9 protein-coding genes and 2 riboswitches are annotated in these 14,731 nt (G+C 63.7%); of the genes, 2 read left to right on the forward strand and 7 right to left on the reverse strand.

Translation table 11 applies throughout. From position 1 onward, the window contains the following. Positions 1 to 49 precede the first annotated feature (49 nt). The 6 genes from M1D44_RS15710 to M1D44_RS15735 form a co-directional block, all read right to left on the reverse strand. Positions 50 to 1,168 (reverse strand): alginate lyase family protein, encoded by a 1,119-nt coding sequence (locus M1D44_RS15710; protein WP_316853960.1) that lies wholly within the window; start codon positions 1,166 to 1,168, stop codon positions 50 to 52. A gap of 160 nt (positions 1,169 to 1,328) precedes the next feature. After that, a complete protein-coding gene (gene gcvP, locus M1D44_RS15715; RefSeq protein WP_024977261.1) occupies positions 1,329 to 4,268 on the reverse strand; it encodes an aminomethyl-transferring glycine dehydrogenase in 2,940 nt (979 codons plus the stop codon). 67 nt (positions 4,269 to 4,335) lie between these two features. Beyond that, positions 4,336 to 4,716: a glycine cleavage system protein GcvH gene (gcvH, locus tag M1D44_RS15720; RefSeq protein WP_024977262.1), complete on the reverse strand. Its 381-nt coding sequence runs from the start codon at positions 4,714 to 4,716 to the stop codon at positions 4,336 to 4,338. 47 nt (positions 4,717 to 4,763) lie between these two features. Then, complete coding sequence (gene gcvT / locus M1D44_RS15725) at positions 4,764 to 5,891, reverse strand: glycine cleavage system aminomethyltransferase GcvT (protein ID WP_024977263.1); 1,128 nt, start codon at positions 5,889 to 5,891, stop codon at positions 4,764 to 4,766. A gap of 128 nt (positions 5,892 to 6,019) precedes the next feature. Continuing rightward, a riboswitch (glycine riboswitch) is annotated at positions 6,020 to 6,149 on the reverse strand. Positions 6,150 to 6,161: 12 nt separating this feature from the next. Further along, positions 6,162 to 6,259, reverse strand: a riboswitch (glycine riboswitch). A gap of 400 nt (positions 6,260 to 6,659) precedes the next feature. After that, a complete protein-coding gene (locus tag M1D44_RS15730; protein ID WP_024977264.1) occupies positions 6,660 to 6,986 on the reverse strand; it encodes a hypothetical protein in 327 nt (108 codons plus the stop codon). A gap of 183 nt (positions 6,987 to 7,169) precedes the next feature. Then, a complete protein-coding gene (locus M1D44_RS15735) occupies positions 7,170 to 9,176 on the reverse strand; it encodes an ESPR-type extended signal peptide-containing protein (protein WP_316853961.1) in 2,007 nt (668 codons plus the stop codon). Between the two features lie 515 nt (positions 9,177 to 9,691). Between M1D44_RS15735 and M1D44_RS15740 the strand changes: the two genes are divergently transcribed. Next, positions 9,692 to 11,812, forward strand: coding sequence for a UvrD-helicase domain-containing protein (locus M1D44_RS15740; protein WP_112186615.1), 2,121 nt, complete (start codon positions 9,692 to 9,694; stop codon positions 11,810 to 11,812). Between the two features lie 84 nt (positions 11,813 to 11,896). Here the strand turns inward: M1D44_RS15740 and M1D44_RS15745 are convergent, their stop codons facing one another. Then, complete coding sequence (locus tag M1D44_RS15745; RefSeq protein ID WP_112186617.1) at positions 11,897 to 12,985, reverse strand: ABC transporter substrate-binding protein; 1,089 nt, start codon at positions 12,983 to 12,985, stop codon at positions 11,897 to 11,899. 254 nt (positions 12,986 to 13,239) lie between these two features. On the opposite strand from M1D44_RS15745, the gene hemN reads away from it, so the two are divergent. After that, positions 13,240 to 14,724, forward strand: a complete 1,485-nt coding sequence (gene hemN / locus M1D44_RS15750) for an oxygen-independent coproporphyrinogen III oxidase (protein WP_112186620.1) — start codon at positions 13,240 to 13,242, stop codon at positions 14,722 to 14,724. Positions 14,725 to 14,731 lie beyond the last annotated feature (7 nt).

The following is a 14,731-nucleotide window of genomic DNA, read 5'->3' on the forward strand; positions in this document are numbered from 1 at the left end:
GCTTGCGCCAGGTTGTTGTGCGCGCGCTGTCAGTACAGCGCTTCGCCGTTCAGCGGGCTGCGCATAGCGCCAGCCAATCAGGCGCTGTAGCGGCGAGCCGCTCGGCCAGCGTGCGGTATTTCGGGTCCAGTCGCGCAGCCTGCCAATACAGCGTGCCGGCGCTTTTCGGCTCCCACATGCCGGAGAAGCCGGGCAGGCCCGCGTCGGCTCGCTTCTTGTCGAAAGCAACGTGTGAGTGGACGTATTCCTCGTGCGTGCGGCTGCCGTCGGCATACGGCACGAGCCAATCAACGGCGGCGGCGAGCGTGGCGCCGTTGGCTGCGCGCTCATTTAGCCAGTGCTGGCCGAAAGGCTGCACGGCAATCGCGGCCATCGTCAGCGGCTCGAGGTCGTAGACGACGTAGTGAAGTGCATCGCGGTCTTCAAAATCTTCCACCGACCCGTCCGGGCGCACGTTATTGGCGAGCTGTTGCAGGAACAGGCGATGTACCTGCGCGAGCAACGCGTGGTCACCCAGCGCGGCAGCCGACATTGCCATCAGCTTGATGCGATGGCTTTGCCAGTTGTTCACCCACGTGTGGGACAGCGGCTGGCGCGCAGCCTCGGCGCGGGCGATATAGCCCTCGGCCAGCGTGTGCAGGAAGCGTTGCGTCTCTGCGCGCGTGCCCGGCGTCAGGCCGTCGCGCGCGAGCATGTAGGCCTGGATCAGCGCATCGAACTTCGTCTCGTCGATCGGGTTGAAGCTCGGTACATACGTTCCAACCCACGCGTGCAGAAAGGTGTCGACCTGCTCGGCGAACCGCATGTCGCCCGTGAGGCGCCAGGCCATTGCTGCGTCGCGCATGACCGGAAAGTCCCGCGCGGCCGTAACGGACTCGTCGTAGATGCCCTGATGGGGCAGCGTGCCTTCGGTATGCAGACGCGGCAACGGGTGCGGCGTCTGCACGAGGTGCTGGGTGGCGCGGGCGACCAGCTTTACAGCAGCAGGCTCACCGGATTGCGCAGGCGAAACGCTGCACCACTCGCGTGCCGACCCGGTCGAGGTGTGCGCGCCGGCGGATTCCGATACGGCCGCACCTGCTTGCACCGGCGAGCACGCACCGCACACCGCAACAGCGGCAGCACAGGCAAGCAGACGGAAGAGCGAGGAAGGCTGGAGCATCGGCATAGCGGGGTCTCGTCGATCAGGTGAACTGTCGTCACCATAAACGGCGAGGCGCGCTGAAAAAAGCGGTTGTGAGCACGAGTTACAGAGATTGCGCCACGTTACATGTGACGCGGCGGCGGAGCGCAATGCACCGCCGCCGCCTCATGTCACGTCGAATGCATCAATCCTGCGCGTACTCGCTCATCGGCACGCAGGCGCAGAACAGGTTGCGGTCGCCGTAGACGTTGTCGGCGCGGCCGACCGGCGGCCAGTACTTTTGCTTGCGCAACGATGCTACCGGGTAGGCGGCCTGCTCGCGCGTGTACTTGTGCGACCAATCGTCGGCCATCACCACGGCTGCGGTGTGCGGTGCATGCTTGAGCGGGTTGTCTTCGCGGTCGAATTCGCCCGAGATCACCTTGTCGACTTCGCCACGGATGGCGATCATCGCGTCGATGAAGCGGTCGAGTTCCACCTTCGGTTCGCTCTCGGTCGGCTCGATCATCAGCGTGCCGGGCACCGGGAAGCTCATCGTCGGTGCGTGGAAGCCGAAGTCCATCAGGCGCTTGGCGATGTCTTCGTTGCTGATGCCCGATTCCTTCTGCAGCGGACGGATGTCGAGAATGCACTCGTGCGCCACCAGGTCGTGCGCGCCCGTGTACAGCACCGGGTAATACGGAGCGAGCCGCTTGGCCACGTAGTTGGCCGACAGGATGGCCGTCTCGGTAGCGGCGGTCAGGCCCGCTGCGCCCATCATCGCGATGTACATCCAGGAGATCGGCAGGATCGACGCCGAGCCGAACGCTGCAGCCGACACGTTGCCGATGTTCTGGCTGGCGTCTTCACCCGAGGCCGCGCGGCCGGGCAGGAACGGTGCGAGGTGCGCGCCCACGGCCACCGGACCCACGCCCGGGCCGCCGCCGCCGTGCGGAATGCAGAACGTCTTGTGCAGGTTCAGGTGCGAGACGTCGCCGCCGAAGTGGCCGGGCGCCGCGGTGCCGACCATGGCGTTCATGTTGGCGCCGTCGACGTACACCTGGCCGCCGTGGCTGTGCACGATCTCGCACACGCGCTTGACGCCTTCCTCGAACACGCCGTGCGTGGACGGGTAGGTGATCATGATTGCCGCGAGGTTCTTGCTGTGCTCGGCAGCCTTCTTCTCCAGGTCAGCCAGATCGACGTTGCCGCGCTCATCGCACGCCACGACAACGACCTGCATGCCGGCCATCTGTGCCGACGCGGGGTTCGTGCCATGCGCCGACGACGGGATCAGGCACACGTTACGGTGCGCTTCGCCACGGCTGGCGTGGTAGGCATGGATGATCAGCAGGCCAGCGTATTCACCTTGCGAGCCGGCATTCGGCTGCAGGCTAACGGCGGCGTAGCCGGTGGCGGCGCACAGCATCTGCTCGAGCTGGTCGATCATCTCGCGGTAGCCGACGGTCTGATCGGCCGGCGCGAACGGGTGGATGTTCGAGAACTCGGGCCACGTCACCGGCAGCATTTCTGCGGTGGCGTTGAGCTTCATGGTGCACGAGCCCAGCGGGATCATCGTGCGGTCGAGCGCGAGGTCCTTGTCGGCCAGGCTGCGCAGGTAGCGCAGCATTTCGTGCTCGGAATGGTGCGCGTTGAACACCGGGTGCGTCAGGTACGCGCTCTGGCGCACGAGCGACGCCGGATACGCGTCCGCAACCGCTGCTTCGGTCTGGTCGAAGTCCGGCGCGGCAGCGTGGGCGGCGTGCGCGAAGACTTCCCACAGCGCGACCACATCGGCGCGCGTGACCGTCTCGTCCAGCGAGATGCCCAGGCGTGTGTCGTCGATCTGGCGCAGGTTGATGCCGTGCGCCTGTGCCGCGATGTGCAGGTTGGCAGTACGTGCGCCGGTGGCGACCGTCAGCGTGTCGAAAAAGGCGTCGGCTTCCAGCGTGTAGCCGATCGCGCGCAGGCCGGCGGCCAGCGTGGCGGTCAGGCGGTGCACGCGTTGGGCGATGCGCTTCAGGCCCTGCGGGCCGTGGTAGACGGCATACATCGATGCCATCACACCCAGCAGCACCTGTGCGGTACAGATGTTCGAGGTGGCCTTCTCGCGGCGGATGTGCTGCTCGCGCGTCTGCAACGCCAGGCGGTAGGCCGGGTTGCCCTGCGCGTCGATTGTCACGCCGACCAGGCGACCGGGCATCGAGCGCTTGAACGCATCGCGCACGGCCATGTAGCCGGCGTGCGGGCCGCCGAAGCCGAACGGCACGCCAAAGCGCTGCGTGTTGCCGATCACGACGTCGGCACCCCATTCGCCCGGCGCAGCCAGCAGCGTGAGCGCCAGCAGGTCGGCAGCCGCAACGACCAAGCCGCCGGCAGCGTGCACGGCATCGGTCAGCGCCTGGTACGTCGCCAGATCGCCCAGCAGCGCACCGTTGGCGCCCGGGTATTGCAGCAGCACGCCGAACGCGTCGTGCTTGGCGGCGTCGGCTGCCGGGCCGGTCACCACCTGCACGCCGATCGGCTCGGCGCGCGTGCGCACGACTTCCAGCGTTTGCGGGAGCACGTCGTCCGCCACAAAGAACACGGTCGACTTCGATTTGCCAATGCGCTGCAGCAGCGTCATCGCCTCGGCAGCGGCCGTCGCTTCGTCCAGCATCGACGCGTTGGCGATGTCCATCGCGGTCAGGTCGATCACCATCTGCTGGAAGTTCAGCATCGCCTCCAGGCGGCCCTGCGAGATTTCTGGCTGGTACGGCGTGTAGGCCGTGTACCAGGCGGGGTTCTCGAGGATGTTGCGCAGGATGACGCCCGGCGTGTGCGTGCCGTAGTAACCCTGGCCGATCAGGCTCTTGACCACGCGGTTCTGCCCGGCGATGCCGCGCAGCTTGGCCAGCGCCGCCTCTTCGGTCAGCGGCTGTGTGAATTCACCCAGCGGCATGCCGTCCTGGCGGCGGATGGCCGGCGGAATCACGGCGTCGATCAGCTTGGCGCGGCTATCAAAGCCGAGCGCAGCAAGCATCTGCGCTTGCTCTTCCGGCGACGGGCCGATGTGGCGGTGCGCGAAGGCGTCGCACGCCTCCAGGGCGGCGAGGGTGGGGCGTTCGGCAGCAAGCGCCGAGGAAGCGGGGTGCGGAGCGTTCATGGCAAGGGCTCGAAATTCATGCAGAGCGCCGATGTGCGGGTCAGGCACATCGGCTTCGGTGACCGGCTTAGCCGATCTTGGCGGCGTACTGCTCGGCCGACATCAGCGCGTTCACATCGTCGGCGTTGGTCGGCTTGATCTTGAACAGCCATGCGTCGTAGGCGCCGGCGTTGACCGACTCGGGCGCGCCTGCGGCGTCGGCGTTGTTGGCGATGATCTCGCCCGACACGGGGGCGTAGATGTCGGAGGCGGCCTTGACCGATTCGACCACGGCAATCGCCTCGTCCTTGGCGACGGCGCGACCAGCGTCCGGCAGCTCCAGGAAGACGATGTCGCCGAGCGCGTCCTGCGCGTAGTCGGTGATGCCGATGGTCAGCGTGCCGTCGGCTTCAACGCGGATCCACTCGTCGTGTTCGGTGTACTTCAGATCGGCGGGGACGTTGCTCATGAAAGGTTTCTCCGGAAGATTGGTATTGGGGGATGCGGATTCGGTGTTCAACTGACCAGCGCCTTGCCATTGCGCACGAACGGCAGTTTAACCACAGTCGCGGTCAACTTGCGGTCGCGAATTTCGACCTGCACGTCGGTGCCGACGGCCACGTCCTTGGGCAGGCGCGCCAGTGCAATGGAGAGCGACAGGCTCGGGCTGAACGTGCCGCTGGTGATCTCGCCGTCACCGGCAGCGGTGATGACCTTCTGATGGGCGCGCAGCACGCCGCCCTTGTCGCGCAGGATCAGGCCGACGAACTGTTCGCGCTGGCCGCCGGCTTGCAGCGCGGCCTTGCCGGTGAAGTCGCGTTCGCTTTGCAGGTCCACCGTCCACGCGAGGCCGGCGTCGAGCGGCGAGACGTGCTCGTCCATGTCTTGGCCGTAGAGGTTCATGCCCGCTTCCAGGCGCAGCGTGTCGCGTGCGCCCAGGCCGGCCGGGCGTACGCCTGCTTGCAGCAGGCGCTCCCACACACCGGCGATCTGCGCGGCCGGCACGATCAGTTCGAAACCGTCTTCACCCGTGTAGCCGGTGCGCGCAACCATGATCTCGCCGACGTGCTCGACGGTGGCGAAGCCGGCGTTGAACGGCTTGAGCGCTTCGCCCACGGCCTGCGTGCCGGGGAGCGCGGCGTACGTCTTGGCGCGCGCATTCGGGCCTTGCACGGCCAGGATGCCCAGCGGCTCGGCGCCACCGTTGTTGTCGGAGCGGCGCGGCGTGATCGTCACGTCGGTGCCGGCGGCGGCGTTCTGCGCGACGATCCACTCCAGGTCCGTCGGTGCGGTACCGGCGTTCACTACCAGGCGGAACCAGTCTTCGCGGAAGAAGTAGACGATCAGATCGTCGATCACGCCGCCCTTGGGGTTGAGCATGCAGCTGTAGAGCGCCTTGCCGGGCGTCTGCAGCTTATCGACGTTGTTGGCGAGCAGCCCACGCAGGAAGTCGCGGACACGCGCGCCGGTGAGGTCGACCACGCACATGTGCGAGACATCGAAGATGCCGGCGTCTTGGCGCACGGCGTGGTGTTCTTCAATCTGGGAGCCGTAGTTGACGGGCATGTCCCAGCCGCCAAAGTCGACCATGCGGGCGCCCAGCGAGCGGTGGATGGCATTGAGCGGCGTGTGTTGGAGCGTCATGGAATCTCTCGGCTGATTACGCCGCCGTGGCCGGGCGCGGCGCATTGAACGGGGACCAGAAAAGCAAAAAGGCCACCCGCGCAGCCTGGTTCCTCATGGTGACGCCATGAAGATCATCAAGCTGCGCAGATGGCCCCTCTGTCCTTGGTACCTGAGAGATTGCGAAGCAGCGCGTACTGCGGTACGCGCCGGTCCGTGAGCCCCTTCGGTGGGCGCCCGCTGTGGTTCGTGCGGCGCCAGCTCTCCAGAGTGCGGTCGGACGCATGTCCGCCGATCCGCCCGGTCCTGGATGCCTGAGAGTTTTCGGGTGCTACCCCTTCGGCGGCGCCTTGCCGTGTACGGCGGGCACGCTCTCCCGGATGGATGAGCGGAATTTACGGAAGGGGGATGGGATTGTCAATTGGGGGGCGGCGGCTTTTTGGAGGAGGGCTGGCTTGATGCTTTTGGTCCATCCCTCGTTTCATCCCCTGCCGGGGCTGACTCACTTTTCTTTGTCTTGCCAAAGAAAAGTAGGCAAAAGAAAGGCGCGCCCGAGATGGCGACTTCCCCTTGAATTTATGTCGCAGAGAGGGGAAGGGAAAAACTCGCTTCGCTCAGACAGTTTCCCTTCCTCTTTCCTCTCTGCAACAGAAATTCAAGGCGCCATCTAGGGCTGGTACGTCAAAGGCCAAAGACCAAAGACAACGGCCACAGCTTCGGGGCGCTGGCGAGATCGCCAAGCCCCAAGGGTGTGGCCGGAGTGCGGGTGTTGGTTGGTCTTGCTGTGACTTACTTGCCAATCTGGCGGCTGACCTGGTTTTCCTGCTGGTTCAGCGTGCGCTGCTCCTGCTTGGTGATGGCACCGCCATTCTGAGCCGCCATGTCGCGCTCTTCCTGGCGAATCTGATGGTCTTCTCGGTGCAGCTGGCGCGCTTGGCCCTTGGTGATCTCGCCTTCCTTCACTTCGTTGTGGATGCGCTTGTTCTGGTTGGCGAGGCGGTGGTTGACCTCGGCGCGGCGCGGGTGGTCTTTTTGCCACTGCGTCTGGGCGAAGGCGCCGGTGGTGGCGGACAGGGCGACGGCGGTAACGGCCAGGGCTTTGACGATGCGGTTCATGGTGGTTTCTCCGGTGGGCGGCCGACTGATTCAGCCGCTGTCCTGCCTATAACGAATCGCGTTGCCGACGCGCTTACGGTCTTCGTGTAACCACACGTAAGCCGTGTAACGCGGCGCAGAAGGCCGGGGGGCGCAAACGAATGTGGTGCCGGCGCTTACCTTCAGCCGCTCAACGTGGTTGACTTACCAGCCGAAGCCAGCGCCGACCCCAACGTTGTACTCACTGCCGCCTGCCGTGGAGCCGCCGATGGTGACCGTGGCGCGCGAGCCGATCTTGCGCTGGTAGCCGATCGCGAGTGCTGCTTGGCCGCGGTACACCCCGGTGCCGATGGCCATGCGGTTATCGGTTTGCAGGCCGGCAGCGCTGGCCATCATGGTCGACATGGCGGCACTCATTGCACCCACGCGATTGACCTTGGTGTCGACCTGATTGACTTGGTTCTGCACGTTCCCCAGACCTTGTTGCACATCGGCCACCTTGTTGTCCACGCGATCGAGCTGTGCCTTGTTAACGGCGTCCGTAGCTTGCGTGCCTTCTGCAACGTTGGTGATGGAGCGCTCGTTGCCAACGGAGCCGACCGACACGCTGTTGGCGCGATCGGCCACCGAGTGAGCACCCACTGCGACAGCATTGTCTGCCGACGCGACGGCATTGGCACCGGTCGCCGTGGAATTTGCACCGCTGGCAACGGCGTTGGCGCCCGATGCTGTGGAGTAGTTGCCGGTTGCTGCGGCTTCCTCCTTCGTTGCCGGGTCACCGCTGCCGCCGCTACCGACAAACCGAGGATTTTCCGCGCCGCCGCCATCGCTCGTGGCACCCTCCAGCTTGTTGACGCGGCCGTCGAGGTTCGCGAGCGCATCACCCACGTTGTTATGCACGGTCTTGTCCGTGAACGAATACATCGGGGGCGTCCACACACCGTTGTTGAACCCGGCACCGCCGCCCAAGGCGCTGCCAACACTGTTGAGCTGGCTGAAGTTCACAGCGTCGTTGTCAGCCACGCCATTTGCTACGTTGCTCAGCTTCACCGCATCGCCACCCTTGTTCAGCGTCACGCTAGATTTGGTGGCATCGTCGTACACGACCACGTTTGCGATGCTGCCGTCGTCGCGGACCAGACCGGTGTTCTTGAGCTGGCGTACGTTCACGGCATCGGTGTCATCCGTACCTTCGGCCACGTTCTTGACCTGCACCGGCCCCGTGCCTGCGCCCTGGAGCGTCACGCTTGTGCCGCCTGCGTCGTATTGCACGGAATTGCTGGCCAAGCTGGCCGCGTTATCGGCCACGGACTTGACGTCATTGAGTTGGCCACCGTTGACGGCATCCTTGCTATCGGCTTCCACCTTACCGTCGGCGACGTTACCCAGTTGCACCGCATCGCCACCCTTGTTCAGCGTCACGCTGGATTTGGTGGCATCGTCATAGATGACGGCGTTGCCGACGCTGCCGTCGTCGCCGATCAGGCCGGCGTTCTTGAGCTGATGGACGTTCACGGCGTCGGTGTCTGCCGTACCAGCGGTGACGTTGGTCAGCTTGCGCGTGATGGCGTTGCCGTCCACGTCCTTGCCGGCGAAGTTCACAGCATCACCATCGGTGTCTTTCGCTACGCTGATCTCAGTGCCAGCCCCAGCCTGCTGGACCATGCCGGCCGTGCCGTTGGTGAGGTTGGTGATGTTGTTGGCGTTGGTGACGATACTGGCAGCATTACCCTTGATACGATCGTCGAGATTGCCGAGCGCGCCGCCCACGGTTGAGTACGTCGTGCTTCCCGTGCTGTCCGCACCCAGTGTGTAGGTCGGCGCAACAACGGCACCCGTCACGCTATTGATACGAGCACCGCCACCGAGTGCGGTAAGCGCACCGTTGAGCTGGTTGACGGTCACGGCATCGGTTGTACCGATACCATTTTGAACGCCCGTCAGGCGACGGTTTTGTCCCGCTAAATTAGAGAAATTGACCGAACCTCCGGTCACACCGCTGCCAATATTGATCGGCCCTCCAGCGTCCGGCTGCTCGATCAGCGTTTGCGCCATCGCCCCAGGCGCAGAAAGCAATACCGTGCCCGCGATCAGCGCAGAAACCGCAGCCCGCACAACAGGACGTCCCTTGCCACGCCCACGCGCGATTTCCGAAACTGCCATCCATACGCCAATCGCTTTGTTGAAAACGACGCGATATGCCTTGTTCATGTCAATTACCCTGCGAAATAAGAAACGGAATCCGGTACTGATCCGTGCCGCGGATCAGCCGGCGCAGAGTCTGTAGAAATCAAGGGGCAAGTTCTGTTGATTTTCGTGCGCATCGCAATAAGCGATGGAATCCGCAAGATCAGAAAATTCCTACATCAAGGCGTACCGCCGATGCTAGACCGCTGGTTTTGATGACATAAAGATGCCCATTGCCACCACAAGAAATTACAGATGTCAGCCAATTCTTAGTTTTGAATTTGACAACCATCAATCAGTGGATTCCAAAATCTGGTAGCGACCTCGCTGTGCCGCGCAAAAGGAAATGCGTCAAAAACGTGGTTTAAAAAATGACTCCATCGGAAACTGCGAGCCTAAAAATCGACAAAAAAATAAAAAAACGGAGGCGAGGCCCCTGGGCACCCGCCGCCGTGCCGACGGCGGGAACCATCGGATCGCACGTGCTACCATCCCCTTCCGCTGTACGTTCCCGCCTGCTTTTTCTTCTGCCTCTTCCCATGTCTTCCGGTCTCGCCCACGGGCTCAATGCTGCCCAATCCGAAGGTGTGCATTACCTCGACGGCCCATGCCTGGTGCTGGCCGGGGCGGGCTCAGGCAAGACGCGCGTGATTACGCAGAAGATTGCGCACCTGATCCTCGACAAAGGCTTCGAACCGAGGCACATCGCTGCCGTTACGTTCACCAACAAGGCCGCCAAGGAAATGCAGGAGCGCGTGGCCAAGCTGATGGACGGCAAAACACGCGAAGACGGCAAGCGCATTCCCATCAAGCAGTTGACGGTGTGTACGTTCCACTCGCTCGGTGTGCAGATCCTGCGGGCCGAGGCCGAGCACGTGGGCCTCAAGCCGCGCTTCTCGATCATGGATTCGGACGACTGCTTCGGGATGATCCAGGAGCAACTGGCGACCACCGACAAGCAACTGATCCGCCGTGTGCAGAGCACGATCTCGCTGTGGAAGAACGGTCTCGTCGACCCGGACACCGCGATTGCCGAGGCGCTCGCCAACAACAACGTCGATGACCATCAGGCGGCGCTCGTCTACCGCAATTACGTTGCGACGCTGCACGCGTATCAGGCCGTGGATTTTGACGATCTGATTCGTATTCCTGCCGAGCTGTTCGCGCGCAATGAAGAGGTGCGGCTGAAGTGGCAGAACCGCCTGCGCTACTTCCTTGTCGACGAATACCAGGACACCAACGCCTGCCAGTACCAGTTGCTGAAGCTCCTGGCGGGTGGCTCACACCTGCGTGCGCCGGCCTTCACGGCGGTGGGCGACGACGATCAGGCCATCTACGGCTGGCGCGGCGCCACGCTCGACAACCTCAAGCTGTTGCAGACGGATTTCCCGAACCTGAAGGTCATCAAGCTGGAGCAGAACTACCGCTCCACCGTGCGCATCCTGAACGCGGCCAACGCCGTGATCGCGCAGAACCCGAAGCTGTTCGAGAAGACGCTGTGGAGCGAGCACGGCATGGGCGACGCGATCAACGTGACCAGCGCCAATGACGAAGAGCACGAAGCCGAGAGCGTGGTCTTCAAGCTCTCTGCCCACAAGTTCGAGCGCCGCGCGCAGTTTCGGGATTACGCGATCCTGTATCGCGGCAACTTCCAGGCACGCCTGTTTGAGCAGATCCTGCGCCGCGAGCGCATTCCGTATGTGCTCTCGGGCGGCCAGAGCTTTTTCGACAAGGCCGAGATCAAGGACCTGTGTGCCTACCTGCGGCTGATTGCCAATGCTGATGACGATCCTGCGTTCATCCGCGCCATCACCACGCCCAAGCGCGGCGTGGGCAACGCGACGCTGGAAGTGCTGGGTTCGTTTGCGGGACAGGCGAAGGTGTCGCTGTTCGAAGCGGCGATGATGGGCGGCATCGAAGCCCAACTGGCGCCGCGCCAGCTCGAGCCGCTGCGGGTGTTTTGCGAGTTCATCGTGCGGCTGTCGGACCGGGCCGCCAAGGAACCCGCCGCCACGCTGCTCGACGAGATGATGGAAGGCATCCATTACGAGGCCTACCTGTATGACACCTACGACGAGCGCCAGGCCCAGAACAAGTGGACCAACGTGCTGGAGTTTCTCGACTGGCTCAAGCGCAAGGGCACCAAGCCCGAGAAAGACGACGACGAAGAGGCCACCGGTTTCGACAATGCCGATGGCCTGATGGACGCCGGCAAAAACCTGCTGGAGCTCACGCAGACCATCGCGCTGATCAGCATGCTCGAAGGCAAGGAAGAGGACCCGGATGCTGTGCGCCTGTCAACGCTGCATGCGAGCAAGGGGCTCGAATATCCGCACGTGTTCCTGGTGGGCGTGGAAGAGGGCATCCTGCCGCACTGCCGCGAAGACGATGATCTGACCGACGAGAAGATCGAAGAAGAGCGGCGGTTGATGTATGTGGGCATCACGCGGGCGCAGCGCAGTCTGCATATCAGCTGGTGCAAGAAGCGCAAGCGTGCGCGGGAGACGGTGGTGTGTGAGCCGTCGCGCTATATCGCGGAGATGAAGCTTGGCGAAGACGCGGGGCCGACACCGGAGGACACCATGCCGGCGATGTCGCCGAAGGATCGGCTCGGGGCGTTGAAGGGGTTGCTGGCGGCGAAGAAACCTGTGGCTTCGTGATTGGTTTTTTGTTCTTTGTTTGTGGTGCATCCCTTGCTTCATCCCCTGCCGGGGCTGAAACAGAACCAGACCACCAAGTCCAAATCAATTCCCCGCCCCCTGAATGTAATTCAGATCAACAAACTCACTCCCCCGATTCCCACGGGTGAAATCAAGCGTGAACCCGCCCACATCAACGCGGGTCTGCAATGCACGCCGCAGTTCTGCACCGGCAACCTTGCCACCGCTGGCATTCATCGACTGAATCAAATACACCGCAGCGATATACCCCGACAGCGTTGCAGCAGAAGGCGGCTCATCCAGAAACTGCTTCATCCGCGCCATATGCTCGCGCGCGACCTTGGTGGCGCCGCTGGCCGGGTTCGGCACCGTCTGTGCGAGCAGCATGCCGCCGCTGTACCCCGCGCCCAGGATTTCCCGCGCCACTTGTGGGTTGACCGACGATAGCCCGACGAGAAAGCCGTACCACCCCTGCTGCGCCAGCGCACGCCCAACGGTGGCGTAGGTCAGCGTATCGCCGGCGATGATCACTGCCGTGGGTTTTGTCAGTGCAATACGGGCAGCAAGTTCCGCCGGGTCTCCGGTGAGCGTGTAAAGGTCCAGCGTCTCCCCAGTGCTCCCCTTGGCTAACGTGCCTCGCAGACGCGCACCAAGCTGCGGATCAAAGCCTGCTGCAGTGACGAGCGCAATCCGCCGCATCCCGAACTGCCGCAGCCGGTTATGCGCAGCGACGATCTCGTGGTCGTAATCGGGGCGGATGAACAGGACGTTGTCAGACGCGGATGTCGCGCCCGAGAGCGGGGCGAGCAGCGGCACGTTGCGCCGTGCGATCTCGGCAGACGCGGCCAGCGCGGGCAGAAGGCGTTCGCTTACGCCAAAGAGCACTTCCACATGGTCGCGATCGATCATGTCGACGGCCTGCGGTACGGCTTCACCAAGCGCAGCTTCGCGCCGGACGAGGCTGATGCGCCGGCCCTTGATGCCGCCGTTCTGGTTGGCCGCATCGAATGCAACCTTGGCGCCGGCCATGAAGTCGCGCGCGTAGTCGGCTTGGTCTGCGCCGCGTTCGACCAGTTGGCCGACGACAAAGGACGTACCCTGCGCATGCACCGCCAGCGTCACGGCCGCGCAGGCCAGCGCACATGCGCCGCGGCGTGCCAGTCTCTGCCACATGGTGTTTCCCCCAAAAAATCGAGTCGACGACCTGCGCTGTTGTGTTGTTGTGACGGCCAGCGTATGGCTGGCGACGCGGCCATGGTGCGGATTGTCGATGTTAGGGGGTAGAACGTGACAGATCGGTGAAGTTGGGTCCCTCCCGGCGGAGGGGGCGATGCGTTTGAACGGGCGGTGACTGACGTTGACACACATCAACGCGACACCCGCACCGCAGTTTTAGGATGAACCATCGCCCCCACAACAATCGCCCCATGTTTCCGTTCGCCAAGCCGGCCGACGATCCGTCCGCCGCAAATGACACCGCCTTCCGCTGGTCGGCGCCGCAGGTGCGCGAGCTCGCGCAGCGCTTTGATACGCACGGCCCGCGCTACACGTCGTACCCGACGGCAGACCGCTTTCACAACAAATTCGGTAACGCCGATTACCTCGACGCCTTGCACCGCCGCGCGGCGATTGCGCCCGCGCTGCATGCGCCGCTGTCGCTGTACATGCACCTGCCGTTCTGCGCGAACCTTTGCTATTACTGTGGCTGCAACAAGGTCATCACCAAGGATCGCTCGCGCAGCGCACGCTACGTTGAAACCCTCGCCCGCGAGATGGCGATGGTGGCCAACCAGATTGGCCCCCTGCGCCGCGTAACGCAGTTGCATTGGGGTGGCGGCACGCCCACTTTCCTTGCGCACGACGAAATGCGCGCCGTGATGGCCGCCTCGCGTGAGCATTTCGATCTGGCCAACGATGGCGAGATCTCCGTCGAACTCGACCCACGCCACGCCGACGACGCCACGCTTGAAGTCCTGGCCGAAATCGGGTTCAACCGCGCAAGCCTCGGCATTCAAGACTTTGACCCCGATGTCCAGCGCGCGGTCCACCGCATCCAGAGCGTGGAAGAGACACGCCGCGTGGTCGACACGGCGCGCCGGCTGGGCTTCGAGTCGATCAGCTTCGACCTGATCTACGGCTTGCCGTATCAGCGCACGGAAACCTTCAACGCCACGCTGGATCGTGTGCTGGAGATGGCGCCTGATCGGCTGTCCGTCTACAGCTATGCGCACCTGCCGCATCTGTTCAAGGCGCAGCGCCGCATCGACATGCTCACGCTGCCGACCGCAGACGAAAAACTCGATTTGCTGGCGATGACGGTGGAGCGCCTCGTTGCCGAGGGCTATGTCTACATTGGCATGGACCACTTCGCGCGGCCTGACGATGCACTCGCCATCGCGCAGCGCGAAGGGCGGCTGCAGCGCAATTTCCAGGGCTATTCGACGCACGCCGATTGCGACATGCTGGCCTTTGGCGTGTCCGCCATCAGCCGCGTGGGTGATGTGTATGCGCAGAACGAGAAGGATCTCGACGCCTATTACGCACGTATCGACGCCGGCGAACTTGCCGTGCTGCGCGGCATGTCGCTCACGCCGGACGACCACGTGCGCCGCGCGCTGATTGGCGAGTTGATGTGCGGGTTCGAATTGAACATGCGCGCATTCGGTGCGCGCCACGGGCTGGACTTCAAGCGCAGCTTTGCGGACGAGCTGCAGGCGCTGGCACCCCTGGAGGAAGCCGGGCTGGTGAAGGTAGGGGACGAGCGTATCGTCATCACGCCGCAAGGGCGGCTGCTCGTACGCCGCATCGCCATGGTGTTCGATTCGCACCTGCGTGAGGCAGGCACGGAGCGCGCGGTGGAAGCCGAGGGCAAGCCCGTCACCTTCGTCCCGCGCTACTCCAAAGTGGTCTGATCCGCTT

It is taken from the genome of Ralstonia sp. SA306 (assembly GCF_054792405.1).